This window comes from Mycolicibacterium stellerae (assembly GCF_003719305.1).
GTDB lineage: Bacteria > Actinomycetota > Actinomycetes > Mycobacteriales > Mycobacteriaceae > Mycobacterium > Mycobacterium stellerae.
This window is the reverse complement of record NZ_RARC01000019.1, coordinates 1-17,416: the sequence shown is the minus strand read 5'-3', so window position 1 is coordinate 17,416 and position 17,416 is coordinate 1. Positions and strand designations below refer to the sequence as shown.

General features: G+C 65.4%; 20 protein-coding genes. 12 read left to right on the top strand and 8 right to left on the bottom strand.

The window, feature by feature from the left end; genetic code table 11:
• Positions 1–19: 19 nt before the first annotated feature.
• Positions 20–2,767, bottom strand: coding sequence for a glycoside hydrolase family 2 protein (locus D6M19_RS21375; RefSeq protein WP_123027272.1), 2,748 nt, complete (start codon positions 2,765–2,767; stop codon positions 20–22).
• Between the two features lie 138 nt (positions 2,768–2,905).
• On the opposite strand from D6M19_RS21375, the gene D6M19_RS21370 reads away from it, so the two are divergent.
• The 5 genes from D6M19_RS21370 (at position 2,906) to D6M19_RS21350 (ending at position 6,209) form a co-directional block, all read left to right on the top strand.
• Positions 2,906–3,634, top strand: a complete 729-nt coding sequence (locus tag D6M19_RS21370) for an HAD-IB family hydrolase (RefSeq protein WP_123027271.1) — start codon at positions 2,906–2,908, stop codon at positions 3,632–3,634.
• A gap of 9 nt (positions 3,635–3,643) precedes the next feature.
• The gene (locus tag D6M19_RS21365; protein ID WP_123027270.1) at positions 3,644–4,099 is read left to right on the top strand and encodes a hypothetical protein; all 456 of its coding nucleotides are present in this window, start codon (positions 3,644–3,646) and stop codon (positions 4,097–4,099) included.
• A 65-nt stretch (positions 4,100–4,164) separates the two neighbouring features.
• The gene (locus D6M19_RS21360; RefSeq protein WP_123027367.1) at positions 4,165–4,497 is read left to right on the top strand and encodes an aminopeptidase; all 333 of its coding nucleotides are present in this window, start codon (positions 4,165–4,167) and stop codon (positions 4,495–4,497) included.
• Positions 4,498–4,546: 49 nt separating this feature from the next.
• Positions 4,547–4,981, top strand: coding sequence for a hypothetical protein (locus D6M19_RS21355; RefSeq protein WP_234834972.1), 435 nt, complete (start codon positions 4,547–4,549; stop codon positions 4,979–4,981).
• Between the two features lie 97 nt (positions 4,982–5,078).
• A complete protein-coding gene (locus D6M19_RS21350; protein ID WP_123027269.1) occupies positions 5,079–6,209 on the top strand; it encodes a nitronate monooxygenase in 1,131 nt (376 codons plus the stop codon).
• Position 6,210: 1 nt separating this feature from the next.
• On the opposite strand, the gene D6M19_RS21345 is transcribed toward D6M19_RS21350, so the two are convergent.
• Entirely contained in the window at positions 6,211–6,780 is a 570-nt protein-coding gene (locus D6M19_RS21345) for a hypothetical protein (protein ID WP_123027268.1), read from the bottom strand.
• A 227-nt stretch (positions 6,781–7,007) separates the two neighbouring features.
• Between D6M19_RS21345 and D6M19_RS21340 the strand changes: the two genes are divergently transcribed.
• Positions 7,008–8,258 carry a cytochrome P450 gene (locus D6M19_RS21340; RefSeq protein WP_123027267.1) on the top strand — a complete coding sequence of 417 codons (1,251 nt, stop codon included), beginning with the start codon at positions 7,008–7,010 and terminating at the stop codon, positions 8,256–8,258.
• On the opposite strand, the gene D6M19_RS21335 is transcribed toward D6M19_RS21340, so the two are convergent.
• The gene (locus D6M19_RS21335; RefSeq protein ID WP_123027266.1) at positions 8,245–8,553 is read right to left on the bottom strand and encodes a hypothetical protein; all 309 of its coding nucleotides are present in this window, start codon (positions 8,551–8,553) and stop codon (positions 8,245–8,247) included. The genes D6M19_RS21340 and D6M19_RS21335 overlap by 14 nt on opposite strands.
• Positions 8,554–8,759: 206 nt before the next feature.
• Here D6M19_RS21335 and D6M19_RS21330 point away from each other — a divergent pair, with 206 nt between their 5' ends.
• Both D6M19_RS21330 and D6M19_RS21325 read left to right on the top strand, forming a co-directional pair.
• The gene (locus tag D6M19_RS21330) at positions 8,760–9,482 is read left to right on the top strand and encodes a FadR/GntR family transcriptional regulator (protein ID WP_123027265.1); all 723 of its coding nucleotides are present in this window, start codon (positions 8,760–8,762) and stop codon (positions 9,480–9,482) included.
• A complete protein-coding gene (locus tag D6M19_RS21325; protein ID WP_123027264.1) occupies positions 9,479–10,147 on the top strand; it encodes a sterol desaturase family protein in 669 nt (222 codons plus the stop codon). Before D6M19_RS21330 ends, D6M19_RS21325 begins: the two co-directional genes overlap by 4 nt.
• On the opposite strand, the gene D6M19_RS21320 is transcribed toward D6M19_RS21325, so the two are convergent.
• From D6M19_RS21320 to D6M19_RS21305, 4 genes are all read right to left on the bottom strand, one after another.
• On the bottom strand, positions 10,101–10,730 hold the full coding sequence (locus D6M19_RS21320) for a Pr6Pr family membrane protein (RefSeq protein ID WP_123027263.1): 630 nt from the start codon (positions 10,728–10,730) through the stop codon (positions 10,101–10,103). The genes D6M19_RS21325 and D6M19_RS21320 overlap by 47 nt on opposite strands.
• Entirely contained in the window at positions 10,702–12,048 is a 1,347-nt protein-coding gene (locus tag D6M19_RS21315) for a DUF7159 family protein (protein ID WP_123027262.1), read from the bottom strand. The genes D6M19_RS21320 and D6M19_RS21315 overlap by 29 nt, the downstream gene beginning before the upstream one ends.
• 207 nt (positions 12,049–12,255) lie before the next feature.
• A complete protein-coding gene (locus tag D6M19_RS21310) occupies positions 12,256–13,197 on the bottom strand; it encodes a threonine ammonia-lyase (RefSeq protein ID WP_407665387.1) in 942 nt (313 codons plus the stop codon).
• Positions 13,198–13,208: 11 nt separating this feature from the next.
• A complete protein-coding gene (locus D6M19_RS21305; RefSeq protein ID WP_123027260.1) occupies positions 13,209–13,838 on the bottom strand; it encodes a TetR/AcrR family transcriptional regulator in 630 nt (209 codons plus the stop codon).
• A gap of 36 nt (positions 13,839–13,874) precedes the next feature.
• Here D6M19_RS21305 and D6M19_RS21300 point away from each other — a divergent pair, with 36 nt between their 5' ends.
• Positions 13,875–14,456: a DUF2867 domain-containing protein gene (locus tag D6M19_RS21300; RefSeq protein WP_123027259.1), complete on the top strand. Its 582-nt coding sequence runs from the start codon at positions 13,875–13,877 to the stop codon at positions 14,454–14,456.
• Positions 14,457–14,501: 45 nt separating this feature from the next.
• On the opposite strand, the gene D6M19_RS21295 is transcribed toward D6M19_RS21300, so the two are convergent.
• Entirely contained in the window at positions 14,502–15,377 is an 876-nt protein-coding gene (locus tag D6M19_RS21295; RefSeq protein ID WP_123027258.1) for a hypothetical protein, read from the bottom strand.
• A 54-nt stretch (positions 15,378–15,431) separates the two neighbouring features.
• Here D6M19_RS21295 and D6M19_RS21290 point away from each other — a divergent pair, with 54 nt between their 5' ends.
• The 3 genes from D6M19_RS21290 to speB are packed head-to-tail and all read left to right on the top strand — an operon-like array spanning position 15,432 to position 17,389.
• A complete protein-coding gene (locus D6M19_RS21290; RefSeq protein WP_123027257.1) occupies positions 15,432–15,773 on the top strand; it encodes an ArsR/SmtB family transcription factor in 342 nt (113 codons plus the stop codon).
• A complete protein-coding gene (locus D6M19_RS21285; protein ID WP_123027256.1) occupies positions 15,770–16,237 on the top strand; it encodes an SRPBCC family protein in 468 nt (155 codons plus the stop codon). Before D6M19_RS21290 ends, D6M19_RS21285 begins: the two co-directional genes overlap by 4 nt.
• 54 nt (positions 16,238–16,291) lie before the next feature.
• Positions 16,292–17,389: an agmatinase gene (gene speB / locus D6M19_RS21280; RefSeq protein WP_234834971.1), complete on the top strand. Its 1,098-nt coding sequence runs from the start codon at positions 16,292–16,294 to the stop codon at positions 17,387–17,389.
• The last annotated feature ends 27 nt before the right edge of the window (positions 17,390–17,416 follow it).

Sequence of the window (17,416 nt, the reverse complement as noted above, 5' to 3'; positions counted from 1 at the left end):
CCGACCGACGAATCGGCCCCTAGCCGATCGGCACCACCACAGGCGGCGTGTTGTACCCGGCGACGCGCACCCAGTTGGCAACTGTGCGGTCGCCGGGTACGACGCCATGAAGCTCGACGGTCTCGCCCGGGAAAACCGTGACGTAGTTGTCGCTGTATTCGATGGGCAGGATCTCGTCTCCACCGGGTGCGGTCAGAATCTCGGCCCGCTCGAAGAACGCCACCCGCTGCGTCGTGTTCTGCAGGCGAATGGTGACACCGTTCTCCCCGCCCGCGTGGGTCCGCTGCGCACTCACCTGCAACGGGACCCGCGGCATCCAGTTCAGCGCTGTCATGTCCGCCCAACTCACCTGCTTCAGTTCAAACGCCCAGTCGTTGGTCGGGTCACCGAGATCGTCTCGCTGCTGCGACTGCCAGTAGACGTTCTCGGCAAGAACGGTTCCGTCATCATCGACCACCTCGCAGCGCACGAAGAACACACTCGAGTCGCGGGCCACTCTCGGCAGGGTCATCGCCTCGACGCTTCCACCCGACGCGACGTCGAGGTCGTCGGTCGTCCGGTCTTCGCGCATCTTGCCCTGCAGGTCGTAGACGCGAACCCGCACGCGCAGGTTCGACCGGTCATCGGGCGTCTGGTTGACCAGGGTCACATGCGCCTTGCTGTGATCCGCTGTGGCATACGAATCGAACACCACAGAAAGCGGACGAAGGCCCTTCTTCGCGCCGTAGTAGGCACCGCCGGGACGCAGGTAGTAATCGAAGATGTTGCCGAAGAACGATGGCCAGTGGTTGTTCAACATCCAATAGATGGTCATCTTGTGGCTCGCCCACCCGTTGGCGGCAAACGCCTCGAACTGAGCCCGCGTCGATTCATAGTGCGCCAGTTGGGCTTTGCGGGTGAACTCCTCGGCATCGTCGGACGGCCCGTAGCGCCGGTCGACGGCACGTTTGATGCTCTGCAACGCGGCGTTCTTCGGGTTCGAGCCGGCGTGGAAGGACCAGGTGTCGTTGATCGGCCACAGCTTGTCGGGCGGGATGAACTTCTTCAGGCTCGCGAACGGCGGGATGTGCTCGTTATCGCCCTGTTCGGCGGTGGAGCCGCGAGTGGCGCCGTATCGCCCGCTGAACCAATAGCCCGGCGGCCGCCAGCTGTACGGACCCGCCATGTGGATGCCGTCCCAGTCGCGCTCGCCGCTCGCATCCCGCGCCAGCGACGAGACGGTGTCGACGGTGGCGTTCTGCCAGTGCGAATCATCGAGGATTGCATGGTATTTCGCGAGGATGTCGGCGGGTGGCTTGCCGTCGCTGCCGTTGGCCCAGATGAACACCGACGGGTGGGAGCGCAGCACCAGGATCTGCGACCGCAGGCTGTCGGCGGCCACTTGGCGGTCCTCGTCGTCCCACTGGGACCACTTCTCCCACTGGTTGCAGCACATCCAGCCGTACATCAGCGGGATGCCGAGCTCGTCGGCCTTCTCGATGATGTGCTCTCCGGGAAACTTGCCCTCCAGCCGCAGCATGTTGAGGCCCAGATCCTTGACGTAGCTCAGGATCGCGTCCTCGCGGTCGGGATGGTCGGCGAACAGAAGGTCAGGCGTGTAGGCCGCGCCGCGGACCAGGAAGTCGCGTCCGTTGACGGTCAGATAGAAGTTGCCGCCCTTACCCAGATCGGGAAAGTCGCCGTCGGAGTCACGGTGTTGAGAGACGGTCCGGATGCCAAACCGGAGGTCGGACGAATCCGACGTCTGCCCGAACTGACTGAACTCCAATCGCAGGTCATATAGTTCCGGCTTGCCCAGGGTGTATGGCCACCACAGGTCGGGATTCGCGACCGTCAGCTCGCCGAATTGGTCGGGGCTGAACGTGACTTCGCGTTGCTCGCCGGGCAGCAGCGTCACCGGCTGCTCGACATCGATGCTCGGCTTTCCCGCCCGGGTGATAGTACCCTTCAGCACTCCCCTGACCTGCTCCGTCGAATAATTGTGCACCGACGTGTGGATGGTGAGTCGCGCGGAATCGGTTCGCGGCAAGGGCAATTCGGTGTTGACAACGGCGGGCCCCAATGACACTGCGCCCGCGACCTTTAGGTATACCGGCTTCCAGATGCCCGCGTTGCGGTCGGAGACAAAGGAATTGCCGCGGTCGGGGTTCTTGCCCTCACCCTGGTATCCCAGATACTTCCAGTTGATCCAGTCCCACCAGCTGTCCGCGAGCTCGACCCCGTCGATGTCCTGCAGCGCCCGCTCCGGTGTGACCTTGATGGCAAGGGCGTTCTTCACGCCGGGAATGATCCAGCGCGCCACGTCTAGTTCGTGGGCGTTGTGCATGCCGACGATTTGCGTGCTGTCGGCGACCAGGTGGCCGTTGAGCCACACCTCGGCGCGGTAGTTGATGCCGGGCAGCTCCAGCAGGTAGGTGCTGTGACCGACGGGCGCGGTGAACGACGTGCGGTACCACCAGTCCTGCTTGTAGAGGTCCTGCGGCACCTCATCGAGCAGGTTCTTGCCGTAGTAGAGGTCGGGATAGGTGCCGTCGTCCTGCAGCGCCTCGAGGACGGTCGCAGGCATGTGCCGGATGGTGTGCCAGCCCGCCGCCGTGTAGTCGGCACGCGACACCGTCGCACCGTCGGCACCCAGTTGAGTGGCCGAAGCGAGCTGCCAGCCGTCAGCCAGTTCGACGCGATCCGGCGGCTGCTGGGGCCGGGCGAAGGTCGGCAGGGAGCCCGCGCAGGCCAGTAGTAGCAGGACGACGAGGAGTCCGGAGAGGATGGTGCGGCGCCGGGTCGATATAGCCGTCTCCTCTCGGTCGGTTCCGGTCCCTGTGGGCCCACCGCTTGCGCGGCTCCGTCGACCCTACGGTCGGTGACGCGATCCGGCTGATTTTGATCAAGACCGTAGTCTCGGGTGATGATCGCGGAGCCGCCGGGTCGGGTCGACGAGATCGCCGCGAGCCCGGCGGGACCCGAGGTGGGAGCGTTCTTCGACCTGGACGGCACGCTGGTGTCGGGCTTCACCGCGACCGCCCACGCAGGCGATCGGATCCGACGCAGACAGGCTCGGATCGGGGAGGTTCTCGGCGTCCTGGAGGCCTCGATCAGGTACCGGCTCGGCCGTATGCACTTCGAGCGGCTGATCGCGCGGGCCGGGGGATATCTCGAGGGTGAGTCGCTGCGCGAACTCGACGAACTCGGCGACCGGCTGTTCGCCCGCCACATCGCATCGCGGGTCTACCCACTCATGCGCGAGGTCGTGGCGGCCCACCAGCAACGCGGCCACACCGTCGCGCTGTGCTCGTCGGCGCTGACCATCCACGCCGAACCGGTAGCCCGCGCCCTCGGAATCACTCGGGTGCTCTGCAACCACTTCGTCGTCGACGAGAGCGGTCTGCTGACGGGTGACATCAAGAAGCCCATCATCTGGGGCCCGGGGAAAGCCGCTGCGGCACAGCGATTCTGCGAAGACAACGGCGTCGACCTGGGCCGTAGCTATTTCTACGCCGACGGCGACGAAGATGTCGCGCTGATGTCGTTGGTCGGTCATCCCCGGCCGGTCAACCCGCGCTCGGGCCTCGCCGCGGCAGCAGCCGCCAACGGCTGGCCCGTGTTGCGTGTGGCCGTCGCGGGCCGGAAGGGCTGAAGTGGTGCGATGAGGGTTGCCGACGGTCTGGCTTTAGCGTGCAGCGGTTTCCTGCTCGCGGTGCTGTGGATGGACCTGATGTTCGACAGCCAGGTTCGCGCAGTGCGGGACGGTCAACTGCCTGAGCCGATACTGGCATCCATCGCGGCCTACTACCGCCGCGCGACGACCACTTCGCGTCCGATGAGCCACCTGATCGCAGCGGTCATGGTGATTCTGTTGGGTGCGTTGGTGTTTCGCAGCGTGGGCGGGGACGATCCGATTTGGCTGATCGCAGTGTCGGCCGTTCTTGCCGTGGTACCGATTCTGCTGGCGCTGTTGCGGACTGTGCCCGACGCCGCCCGGCTCGGCGCACGGTCGGACGGCCCGGGCGAGCAGTCACGGCTCGCTCGATCGATTCTCGCAGACCACATCGTGTGCCTGGTGGCGGTATCGGCCCTTTTGGTGTTGTTGCTGGTTTGGTGAGCACTGCCGCGGGCAATCCCTGGCCGACTGCTCTCATCCCCTGCTGCGAAACGAGGAACCCGAACGTGAATGCGCGACGCTTGATTCTGCTCGTCGGTGCGGTGCTGTTGGCCGTCGGCGTGATCGCACTTCTGATGCCGGTGTCGATCACCGGCGACGGAAATTCGATCGGCTGCGGAAACGCCATCGCCGCCGACTCAGCTGAAGCCGAGGCCGCCAACAACAAGACCGTGGCGAACGTGCCGATTCTCAATCAGATCGTGCCGCACACTGACTACGTCGCGAATTGTCAGGCGGCGGTCTCCAGCAGGCGGACCTGGTCCATCCCGTTGACTGTGGTCGGCGCATTGGCCGTGCTTGGCTCGTTCGCCGCGCCGCGATCGCGGACTGTTTCGTAGGTCACACTTGCGGGCAGTCTTAACTCGACGACAGCCCGTCGTGAAACCCATGACCAGAGGGGGCGCCGCTGTGGCGAGTGAAGATCAACAGACCCAAGAGCAGGACACTCAGCAGCAGGAGGATCGGACGCGGAGCGAGAAGCCCGAAGTCAAAGACGAGCACAAAGAGAAGGCTCAGGAAATGCGGAAGGAGTACGTCGAGGATCGTGCCACGGTGATCATGCCGGGCAGCGGTGGCACCGTGGCGGGGACGGCCGTGAACGAGTGGCTCGACGACGACGGGAACCCCAAGTACGGCGACAAATCAGAGGGCGACAAGTCCGGCGGGGGCAAGCCGGCGGGCGACAACTCGGATGGTGACGACGAACCAGACGGCGACACGGTAGAGAAAGACAAGGCGACGAACGAAAAGATCCTGAAGGCGAAGGCCGAGAGCGACGCAGAGAACGACGACCCAGACAACGACGACAAGGACGACGATTAGGCCGCCGTGCCGGTTTTGCACGCCCCTGTCTTCTCCTGGTGCTGATCCGTACTAAACTAGAACACGTTTCAGTTCGCGTATCGCCCAAGGAGCAGTCATGCACACCGCCATCTGCGACCAGCTCGACATCGAGTTCCCGATCTTCGCCTTCACGCACTGCCGTGATGTCGTCGTGGCGGTGAGCAAGGCAGGCGGGTTCGGGGTGCTCGGCGCCGTCGGCTACACCCCCGAGCAGCTCGAAATCGAGCTGAAGTGGATCGACGAGAACATCGGCGACCACACCTACGGGGTCGACATCGTCATCCCGAACAAGTACGAGGGCATGGACTCCGACCTGTCCGCCGACGAACTGACGAAGACCTTGCAGGACATGGTGCCGCAGGAGCACGTCGATTTCGCCCGCAAGATCCTCTCCGATCACGGCGTGCCGATCGAGGGCAGCGGCGCGGACGCGTTCCAGCTACTCGGCTGGACAGAAGCGACCGCGACCCCGCAGGTCGAGGTGGCGCTGCAGCATCCGAAGGTGACGTTGATCGCCAACGCCCTCGGCACCCCGCCCGCGGAGATGATCAAACACATCCACGACGAAGGCCGTAAGGTCGCGGCGCTGTGCGGCTCACCGTCGCAGGCGCGCAAGCACGCCGATGCGGGCGTCGACATCATCATCGCCCAGGGCGGCGAGGCGGGCGGGCACTGCGGCGAGGTCGGCTCGATCGTGCTGTGGCCCCAGGTCGTCAAGGAGGTCGCCCCTGTTCCGGTGCTGGCCGCCGGCGGCATCGGCAGCGGCGAGCAGATCGCCGCGGCGCTGGCGCTCGGCGCGCAGGGCGCATGGACGGGTTCGCAGTGGCTGATGGTCGAGGAAGCCGAGCACACCGCCGTTCAGCAGCAGGCTTACGCCAATGCCACCAGCCGCGACACCGTTCGCAGCCGGTCGTTCACCGGTAAACCTGCCCGCATGTTGCGCAACGACTGGACCGAGGCCTGGGAAAAGGAAGACAATCCGAAGCCACTCGGAATGCCGTTGCAGTACATGGTTTCCGGCATGGCGGTCGCCGCCACCCACAAATACCCGAACGAGAGCGTCGACGTCGCGTTCAACCCGGTTGGTCAGGTCGTCGGGCAGCTGACCAAGGTAGAGAAGTCATCGGCGGTCATTCAGCGCTGGGTTCAGGAATACCTCGAGGCGACCGCCAGGCTGGACGAACTCAACGAAGCCGCCGCTGTCTGACTCAGGGCGTCGGCGGGGGCGCAAGGCCGGGTAGCACCGGCCCCGGTGGCGGTGCATCGGGTGGCGGCGCGATTGGCGCCAACGGATCAGGCGCAGGCGCATCGGGCGGTGGACTGTCGGGCAACGGCGCCTGGGGGCCGGCAGGAAGCCCGTTGGTCGGCATGGCGTTGGCGTCGAGCGGCCGCTGGGTCAGCAGAAGAAGGGCGTCCTTGCCGCTGATGTCCTGCGTCTGCACCGCGTGCCACAGGTCGCGCAGATACGACGTTCCTCTGCCCTGCGGTGGGTCGGTCGGAACATCCGAGGTGCCAGGAGGCAGGTTCTCGGGACTCAAGAGATGCGGAACCTCGGCGGGCGGCGCCGCAGGCAACGCGGGATCGACCGCCGCAGGCAACGCGGGATCGCCCGCTGCGGCCTGGGTGGAGATGAACTGCTCGCCCGGTAACGGCGGCGGCGGTGGTGCCGGTGCGCCCGGATCGGCCTGTGCGACCGGGGCCGCAAGAATCAACGCCGCAAACACCCCGAGCGCGCCACCACCCAGCGGCAGCGACCACACCTTGTCAGACTTCCTCACCGATGCCCCCTTTGATTTCTTGATGGTGCTATTGGGTGGTTCAGTCTTGGTACACCAATTGTTACACCTGTGCACTGTGTGACCAAGGGGCCATTTGCCGCCAGCGGGTGAGAACACGTTTCACTTGCGAATTTCGGTGTAGTTCTCGACAACCCCTTCACCCGGTCCGATCTGTGGTGTAGCAATGCCATACGGGCACTAGACAACGTCGTATTAGGAGTTCCTTTATGCCAACTCCGAACCTCCCACCCGGGTTCGATTTCACTGACCCTGACATGTACGCCGAACGGCTGCCGGTCGACGAGCTCGCTCACATGCGGAAGGTGGCTCCGATCTGGTGGCAGGAACAGGAGCGGGGCAACCTCGCCTTCGGCGACACCGGCTACTGGGTGGTGACCAAGCACAAGGACGTCAAGGAGGTGTCGCGCCGCAGCGACGTGTTCTCCAGCAATAGGAAGACCGCGTTGCCGCGGTATCGCGACGAGGCTGAGCCTGGTTCGTTGGAGGCGGGCAAGGTCGTGCTGCTCAACCAGGACGCCCCTCATCACACCCACCTGCGCAAGATCATCTCGCGGGCATTCACGCCGAGGGCCATCGAGTCGCTTCGCGATGAGCTTCGCGATCGGGCGCGCGACATCGCCAGGCGGGCCGTCGCGGAGGGATCCGGTGATTTCGTCGAGCAGGTTTCGTGCGAGCTTCCACTGCAGGCGATCGCAGGGTTGATGGGCGTGCCTCAGGAAGACCGGATGAAGCTGTTCGACTGGTCGAACCAGATGGTCGGTGACCAGGACCCGGAGTACGCCAGGAACGACCCCACGGCCGCATCGGTCGAACTGATCATGTACGGCATGCAGATGGCCGCCGAGCGTGGCAAGAACCCCGGTGATGACCTCGTCACCAAGCTTGTGCAGGCCGACGTCGAGGGCCACAAGCTGACCGACGACGAGTTCGGCTTCTTCGTGATCCTGCTGGCTGTTGCGGGCAATGAGACCACCCGCAACTCGATCACCCAGGGCATGATGGCGTTCACCGAATTCCCGGACCAATGGGAGCTTTTCAAGCGGGAGCGGCCCGCGACCGCTGCCGACGAAATCGTCCGCTGGGCAACGCCGGTCACCTCGTTCCAGCGCACCGCTCTCGAAGACACGGAGCTGAGCGGCGTCAAGATCAAGAAGGACGACCGGGTGGTGATCTTCTACCGTTCGGCCAACTTCGACGAGGAGGTTTTCGACGACCCCTACGCCTTCAACGTCCTGCGAGATCCCAACCCGCACGTGGGGTTTGGCGGCACTGGTGCTCATTACTGCATCGGTGCGAACCTGGCCAGGATGACGATCGATCTGATCTTCAACGCCATCGCCGACGAAATACCCAATCTCACACCGATTTCCAAACCCGAACGGCTCCGATCGGGATGGCTCAACGGGATCAAGCACTGGCAGGTCGACTACACGGGCAAGACCGCTATCGCGACGTAGGAGTCGGGTAGTCGATGATCGAGCGCCAGTAGTCCTCTGGGATCTCCTCGCCGGACCGCAGCACCATCGCGAGGCCGGTCGCCATCGCGATGCCGAGCAGCCCGAGCCAGAGGCCGGTGAGGGCGATGACCGCCCACAGGACCGCGGTGACCGTTGGCCATGGCGAGAACACCGCGAGCACCGGCGCGAAGAAGAACCCGGTTCCGATGTACCAGGACGAACCGGCGCGGTCGGACTTGAGCACGAAGCGCAGCCAACGCGGGATGGGTGAGTTCGCAGGTGATGCGTGAGGCATCGTCGCTCTCCTCTCGGCGTCCTTTCACGGTGCCCGCCGCAGGTAGTGGATGCAATTACCTCCCAGGTAGGGTCGATCCTGCTGACAGATCACGATTTCGCGCAGTTCGGTGATCTCCCAGCAGGCTCGAGGAACGAGTGGGCACACAATCGCAGCAACTGGTATGACCACTTGACCTCTGGCCACTGATCGGCCATTCTGGGTCCATGGCCCTTCAACCGGTGCACCGGCGTTCGGTACCCGAGGACGTCTTCGACCAAATCGTCGCCGACGTGCTCAGCGGTGAGATGCAGCCAGGCGAGACGCTGCCAAGCGAGCGCAGGCTCGCCGAACTTCTCGGTGTGTCCCGGCCGGCCATCCGCGAGGCGCTCAAGCGGGTATCTGCCGCCGGGCTGGTCGAGGTGCGCCAGGGCGACGCCACCACGGTGCGTGACTTCCGCAGGCACGCGGGCCTTGACCTTCTCCCCCGGCTGTTGCTCCGCGCAGGCGAGCTGGACCTTTCGGTTGTTCGCAGCATCCTCGAGGCCCGGCTGCACAACGGACCGAAGGCGGCCGAGCTGGCCGCGCGGCGCCGCACGCCGGCTCTGAAGGCGCTCCTCGACGAGGCCGTGCGCAAGCTCGAGTCCGAGACCGACGAGATCGAACGGCAACGTCACGCCCTGACGTTCTGGGACCATGTCGTCGACGGCGCCGATTCGATCGTGTTCCGGCTGATGTACAACACGCTTCGGGCCGCCTACGAGCCCGCGCTGCCCGCCCTCGCCGTGGTGATGGCCGCCGAAGTCGGCCGTCCGCAGGCCTACCGCAAACTCGCCGAAGCGATCTCGGCGGGTGACCCCGATGCCGCCAAGAAGGCTGCGATCGACCTCCTCGAACCCGCCACCGCCGCAATGCTCGCCGTGATCACCGAATTGGAGGACCTGTCTTGACCATCGCCACCGAGCGCCCGGCCCGCAAGGGATTCACCCTGCGCGACGCGGGCCGTGAATTCTGGAAACACCCCTCCCCCTGGGTAATCGGCGCCGTACTGGTGGCCGCACTGACGGCGCGCGTCGTCATCGGTAACTGGCAGATCAGCGACGCGCTCGTGCCTGTGGTCATGCTCGCGCTGTTCCCCTTCTTCGAGTGGGTCATCCATGTGTTCGTTCTGCACTGGCGGCCCAAGACGGTCGGCAGGCTGACCATCGACCCGGTACTCGCGCGCGAACACCGGCGCCATCACGTCGACCCGCGAGACATTCCCACGATCTTCATACCGGCCAAGGCTCTGCTGTGGGCGGCGTCGCTTGCCGTCGGCACCGCGCTGCTTGCCTTTCCGCAGCTGGGCGTCGGACTGACATTCTTGGTGATCCTGATGATGCTCGGCCTCGGTTACGAGTGGACCCACTATCTGATTCACAGCGACTACAAACCGAAAACCTGTCTCTATCGGGCGATCTGGCGCAACCACCGCCAACACCACTTCAAGAACGAGCACTACTGGTTCACCGTCACCAGTTCAGGCACCGCCGACCGGGTGCTCGGTACCTACCCCGATCTCGCCACGGTCACGACATCGCCGACGGCAAAGAACCTGCACGGCGGGGGCGGCTGACGGCCGAAATCCCGTATCCCAGAGCGAGAATGAATACCGCGAGCAAGCCGATGTTCACGACAACGACGGCCATTCCGACGGAGTCGGGATCCAGGAAGTAATAGGGAGCGCGCCGCCCGGCCCTGTTGAGCACGAACAACGCCAGCACCAGATACGCGGCCGGATAGATCAGCCACACCAGCGGCTGCCACCAGCGGACAGCGCTCTGACGGCGTCGGACAACGATCCAGTCGACGGTGACCAGGACCGGCACGACGATATGCAAGAGGATGTTGGGCGGGGTGTACCCCATGCTGTAGTCGGTCAGCAGCAGGTTCCAAAGGCTCCCTGCCACAACGACATACAGGACGACCGCGCCGCGAATGCCGACTCGGTCATCTACCCGCGCGGAGAACAGGCTCCACAGGTAGTACGCCGCCGCGAGCACGTTGGCCTGGTAGGTGAAGGTGATCAGCCGCCAGAGCACACCCGACCGTGACGTCGTCTCGACGGCGATAAGCGCAGTCACCACCGCCGCGACGATCAGGACGCGTAGCAGGACCCGCACAAAGTCATTATCCAGGCGGAAGCGGCGGGGGCGCATCCGCGGGCGGCGGCACCAGCAGCGGATCCTGCGGCGGCGGCACTACGTCGACGGGTGCCTGCGCGGGTTCGTCCGGCTTGCCGAGGTCGGAGAGTCTGGCTCGGATCCGTCCCAGGAATCCCCCACTCTGCTCCGGCACCGGTGTCACCTCCGCGGGCACCAGACCGGGCGCTGGATCGGTGACACCCGGGGGAAGCGGCACACCATTGGGGGCGAGCGCGCCCTCAGGAGTAGATCCGTCGGCCGGCGCGAACGGGTCTGCGGCAGGCGCCTCGGGTGCAAGTGGATCGCCCACCGGTACCGGCTCGACGTCGTATACGGGCGGCGGTGGAGGCTCCGCGGGCGGTGGCGGGAGCGGCGGCAGCACCTCCTCCACGATCGGTGCAGGCGCGGCGGGAGCCGGTTTGGCCGCCTTTACCGCGGCGGATGCATCGGAACTGCTTGCCGCGGGCGGCTTCTCGGCAGGTTGCGCAATCTCCCCTGAGGTCAGTTGCATACCGATTGCCAGCGATCCCGACACCACGAACGTCACCACTCCGATACCCAGCATGGCACCGGCGGCGCCGACGCGCGGGAACATCGATGGGCGTCGAGGTGTGGTCTTCACGCGACCCGAATCCTCGCGGGCTTCGTCGAGATAGAAGTCGGGCCCGTGTGTCGACGCCATGGCGGCACCGCGGGCGAGCGCCAACTGGGCCTCGGCGGGCACGAAGACCGGCACCGCGAGCACGTCCTCGAGATGCGGTGTGATCGCGTCCAGGTCGCTGCCCGACCCGACCAGCACCAGGGCTTCCGGTTGCCACTCGGCTTGGGTGAAGATCGAGCTAAGCCAGCGGGCAAGGTCCTCGTCGGTGGTGACGGCGTGGTTGACCGCGGTCTGCACGTCGCCGCGGGCCGTATCGACGACCAGCGCGACGACGCTATCGGGTTCGATAACGCAGACGGCGGTGATCTCGTAGCCGATGATGTCTGCGATTCCGCGAGCCAGCGCTTCGGTGGCCTCAGGCAGTCGCACCGCAACGACGTTGTCAAACCCCGACTCCGACAGCGATTCCAGAAGAAGTGAAGCCTCGGTATCGGCATCCTCGCTCCACGTGACACCGATGGAGTGCAGGCGGTGCCCGCGCGCCGCGGCGATCGCCTCGGTGCGCATTACCGCCGCGGCCGCCTTCTCAGAGGTGTTCACGGCGCTGACGAGGCCGCGTTCGTGAACCGCGAACTCGTCCTTGTCCATGGTGGCGCCGTCGGCGTCCTGGCCTTCGACAAGGACGAGCCCAACGGTGGTCGGCGTCATGGACAGTCCGAGCACCGCGTCCATCCGCACCCCCTCGGGAGATCTAGTTACGGGCGTGGTCTATGTCACCTATCGGGGGTGAGACTACCTGGATCTGGTGATATAGCTGGCCTCGGGCGGTCTTCCCCGCGCCGCCCTCGATGGCGAGCAAATCCATGATGCCGCTGAAGGCGTGTCGACCGCGAACGACGGTTCGATCAGCAAACCCAAAAATGTTGGTGACGATTTTTTTCAGCCCGTCAGGATGTCGGCGAGAGTCGACGGTTCGACATTGCCGCCGGAAAGGATCATCACCGTTTCGCCCGGTGGCGTCGCGCCCTGCCGGTACCCGGCCAGCGCAACCGCGCCGCTCGGCTCGCTGACCAGGTGGGCATTGACGGCAAGTTCCCGAACTGCGGCGCGAATCTCGTCTTCCGACACCGTGATCATGCCGTCGATCACCCTTTGAAGGTGCGCGAAGGTCAGCGCGGAAGGCTGCGAGCGCAGGCCGTCGGCGATGGTGCGGTTGCGGTCCTCGATGGACCAGTCCACCCGCTGGCCACGCTTCAGGCCGTCGGCCGTGTCGGCGGCAAGCTCGGGTTCGACCCCGAAGACCTTGGCCTTTGGGCATCTGGCCTTGATCGCGGTTCCGATGCCGGAGGCCAGCCCGCCGCCACTCACCGGTATCAGGACGTTCATTACGTCCGGGAGGTCTTCGGCGATCTCCAGACCGATCGTGCCCTGTCCCGCGATGACATCCGGATGATCGAAGGGCGGTATCAGCACCCCGCCCGTCCGCTCCAGCAGCTCGGCGGCGACCTTCTCGCGCTCTCCAGGCCCACACAGCACCACTTGCGCGCCGTAGTCACGGGTGGCCTGCACCTTGACGCGCGGTGTCTCGCGAGGCATGACGATGTGCGCGTCGGTGCCAAACGCGGCGGCGGCGTAGGCAACGGCCTGGGCGTGGTTGCCGCTGGAATACGCGACCACGCCCCGTGCGCGGTCGGCCTGCTTCAGGTTTCCGATCGCGTTGAATGCGCCGCGAATCTTGAACGCGCCGATCGGCTGCAGGTTCTCCGGCTTGATCCACAGCGGCCGCTCGCCGTCGGCCCACCGCGCCGGGATCAGCGGCGTGCGAACGACGGCGTCCCTGACCCGGTCGGCCGCCGCCGCAATGTCCTCGAGGGTGATCAGCTGCACGGATTTCAGTCTGCCCGTTTCACGCTGACACCCACCAATCCGCGCACCATTCGCTCGGCCATCGCCTTGTCGTGGGGGGCGCCTGCAAGGTGAATGGCCAGCCCCTCCACAGCGGCGGTGACCGCCGCACCTAGCGTCTTCGCGGGCGGTCCCGCAGGAATCGACCCGTCCCGTCGGCCGGTGGCGATCACAGCACCGAACCTGATCGCGAGGTCCTTTCCGATATCGGTGACCTTGGTGCCGACGGGATGTTCACGGCCGTCGAACTCCATCCGCAGCGCCATCATCACCCGCGCGATGTCGCGGCGGCAGAACACGATGTGGCCCCGCGCCAACGCCACCAGGATGTCGACAGGTGTGCCCGCATGCTGCGCGGGCTCCCACACTTCTCGTTCCCAGGTTTCGGTGACCCAGTCCACGACGGCGACGGCGAGCTCCTCCTTGCCCGTGAAGAGGTGATAGAGCGCGCCGCGGGTGTATCCGGCATCGCCTGCGACCTTCTCCAGCACGAGATTGCCGTATCCGTAGCGCGAAAAACCCCTGGCTCCCGCTTCGAGCAGGGCGGCCCTGGTGCGTGCCCGACGTTCCGCCTGCGTCCGGGGGCGTGTGTCAGAATCCGATATAGATACGTGCATGTACGTATGTTACGGTGACGGTCAAGGAGGCGCGCGATGAAACTCCCAGACAGTGCCCACTTTTCCCGGCCGTGGCGTATCCACGACCTCACCCGCGACTTCCGACTCGAGGACGTGTGGGCGTTGCCGACGCCCGGCGGGCCGGCCGACTTCCCCCGGCTGATCGAGATGGTGGCGTCGTTCGGCGAAGCGCGACAGCGGTTTTCACTTGTCGGGTTGCTCTTTGCGATCCGAGAGACGCTCGGTGATGTCTTCGGCTGGGATGAGCACGTCGATGATCCTGCCCGCCCGAGCCTTCGGGAAAGGTTGCCTGCTGATTTGCGCGACGCCCACTCCACCGTGACCCCCGCGATGGGATTCGCTGCCCTCTACCAGACAGACGACGAGTGGGCGGCCGAGCTGATCAACCAGACCGTGCACGGTGTCATCCACCTTGGCTGGGTTCCGGACGAAGGGGGCGGTTACCGGGGCCAGATGGCGATCCTGGTCAAGCCCAACGGCGTGCTCGGCCATGCCTACATGACGGCGATCACCCCGTTCCGGTACCTGATCGTCTACCCGCGCATGCTGAAGGGAGTTGGTCGAAAGTGGCTGTCGTACAGCGGCGATCGATCGTAGCGACGCAGCGTGGGGATTACGCCGACGCATTCGAGCGAAGGGCGGCTACGGCTTTCGACGTGCGGTGAAGTGGCCGCTTGTTGGCGCCGAGGATTCGGCGATATCGAATCCTCGGCCTGCCAGCCTGCGACTGAAGAACTCCGCGCTGGTCTTGGCGGGCAGCCGAACGCCGTACTCTCGCGAGAACACCCGCTGCTGAGGTAAAACCAGCGTGTTGCGGCCGAGGGGTTCCGTGAACTCGATTGTCGCTCCGTCGGCGGTGGCGTCGGAATACTCGTATTCCAGCAGCGGCGGCCACGTCGCACCTGCGCGAATCGCGATCGACCCGTCAGGCTCGATCCGAAATTCATTGCCCCGCTTGACGAACGGGATGAGGTTGTACCAAAGCAGAAGAAGGCCGGGCAGCAGGAGGATGAACAACGCGTAGGCGTGGGTCTTCTCGAGTTCGGCGTCGTAGAACCCGCCAAGGAAGAGCTCGGTGAACCAGCCCTCGATGAACACCCCGATATCGCGCACGACGTCGCCGAAGCTCGCGCGGCCAGTCGAGATGTCGTACCCGATTGCCATGGTTGCCGCGACTCCGCCCGCGGTGAGGATCGCGCCGATCAGTACCAGGGCCCAGTTCGTCCGCGATACGAAGGCGCCGAGCATGTGCGCGGGGTCGGACAGGTCCACCTTGGGGCCGCCGAGAGGCTTGGCCACGCAGAAGATGGAGACGCTGATGGCGACGGCAAGCGCAAGGAATTCCAGGCCGGAAAAGGAGACGCTCTGCGAATTCCAGATCGCCAGCCCGAGGAACCCGAGCCAGGCCACCCACCGCAAGGCCCGTTGCCAACCGGCGACCCGTCGCTCAACGGTCTCCGGCGGTTGCTGGCCACGCGGCAGGGGGTCGTCTTGCAGGCCCGACTCTGGCGTGCTCACGGGAGGAGATCGTAGCGGCTTGACGAGGCATCCGTAAGCTGATATGAACGGTAAGTGGTCACTTACGGAATGGTCCTGGACTCCCTTGCCGATTCGACTCGGCGGGACGTGCTCGATCTGGTGCGCCACAAACCGTCGTCGGTGCAGGAACTCGCGGACCAACTGCCGATCAGTCGGCCTGCCGTCTCGCAGCACCTGAAGATCCTTAAGGACGCAGGCGTTGTGACATCCCACCCCGTCGGTACGCGTCGCATCTACACCGTGACCACCGATGGCTTCGAGGTACTCAGGCAGTGGCTCGACGTCATGTGGCGCGACGCGCTTTCGTCGTTCGCTTCATTTGTCGAAAGCGAAGTCGCCGACAGCCAGCCCAACGATTCAGGAGACGATTCATGACCACGATCACCGATGTTCGCCGCGAGGTCACCGTTGCCGGAACGCCGCAGCGGGCGTTCGACCTCTTCACCAACCGGATGATCGAATGGTGGCCCGCCAACCACCATCTGGCGACCTCGCCGGTGGTTGCAATGACGGTGGAACCGCGGGTCGGCGGACGGATGTTCGACACCTGCGAGGACGGCAGCGAATCGGCATGGGGTCAGGTCACCGAATGGGATCCGCCCGCCAGCTTCACCTTTGCCTGGATGATCTCCGGCACATGGCAGCTCGAGACGGATGTGGAGAAGGCGTCGCGGGTTACGGTGACGTTCACCGCAGAGGGCAATAGGACGCGAGTCAGCGTGGTGCACAAGGATTTCTGGCGTCTGGGCGACGGCGGCCATGGCATGGCAGGCGCTGTCGGTGCGGCCGACGGCTGGGGTTCGGGGTTGACGAAGTTCGCCGAGTTCGCGGCGAGGTGACCTGCGGTCCCGGTATCGCGAAATCGGGCCGTGCCGGACGGTACTGTCACGCGCATGGGCGATCAGCACGACCACGGGCCGCAGCGGGAGTTACCGCCGGGAATGGCCGAGCAGCTCGACCTGCCCCACTCGGGTCTGGCGTCGTTTGGTCACCGGCCGTTCCTGACCGAGCTCGAACAGCTGGACTCGTGGCAACCCGACGTCGCGATTGTAGGCGCGCCGTTCGACGTCGCAACGACCAACCGGCCGGGCGCCCGGTTCGGCCCACGGGCGATCAGGGCGACCGCCTACGAGCCGGGCACCTATCACCTGGACCTCGGGTTGGAGATCTTCGACTGGCTGGAGGTCGTCGATTTCGGTGATGCGTTCTGCCCGCACGGGTTGACAGAGGTCTCGCACCGTAACATCCGCGAGCGTGTGCACGCGGTCGTGTCGCGCGGGATCGTGCCGGTCATCCTCGGCGGCGACCACTCGATCACCTGGCCCGCCGCGACGGCGGTCGCCGACGTGCACGGCTACGGCAACGTCGGCGTCGTGCACTTCGATGCGCACGCCGACACCGCCGACATCATCGACGGAAATTTAGCCAGTCACGGCACCCCGATGCGTCGACTGATCGAATCCGGCGCGGTGCCCGGCACCCACTTCGTCCAGGTCGGGCTGCGCGGATATTGGCCGCCACAGGACACCTTCGAGTGGATGCTCGAGCAGGGCATGACGTGGCACACCATGCAGGAGATCTGGGAGCGCGGCTTCAAAGACGTCATGCGGGATGCGGTCGGCGAGGCGCTCGCGAAGGCCGACAAGCTGTACGTGTCCGTCGACATCGACGTGCTGGACCCGGCGCACGCACCCGGGACTGGTACACCCGAGCCGGGTGGTATCACCAGCGCCGACCTCCTCCGCATGGTCCGTCAGCTGTGCTACGAGCACGACGTCGTTGGTGTCGACGTCGTGGAGGTCTCGCCGGCCTACGACCATGCGGAACTCACCGTCAATGCCGCACACCGGGTGGTCTTCGAGGCACTCGCGGGTATGGCTGCCCGCCGCCGCGACTCGGCCACCGAGCCGACGCCGCCCGGCCCGCCCGCCCCTCTCACCCCTCGCGCCCACGAAACCCACCCCGTACTCGTATGGCGGCCTCCTCTCTAACAAAAACACAACTAAGCACCATCACGA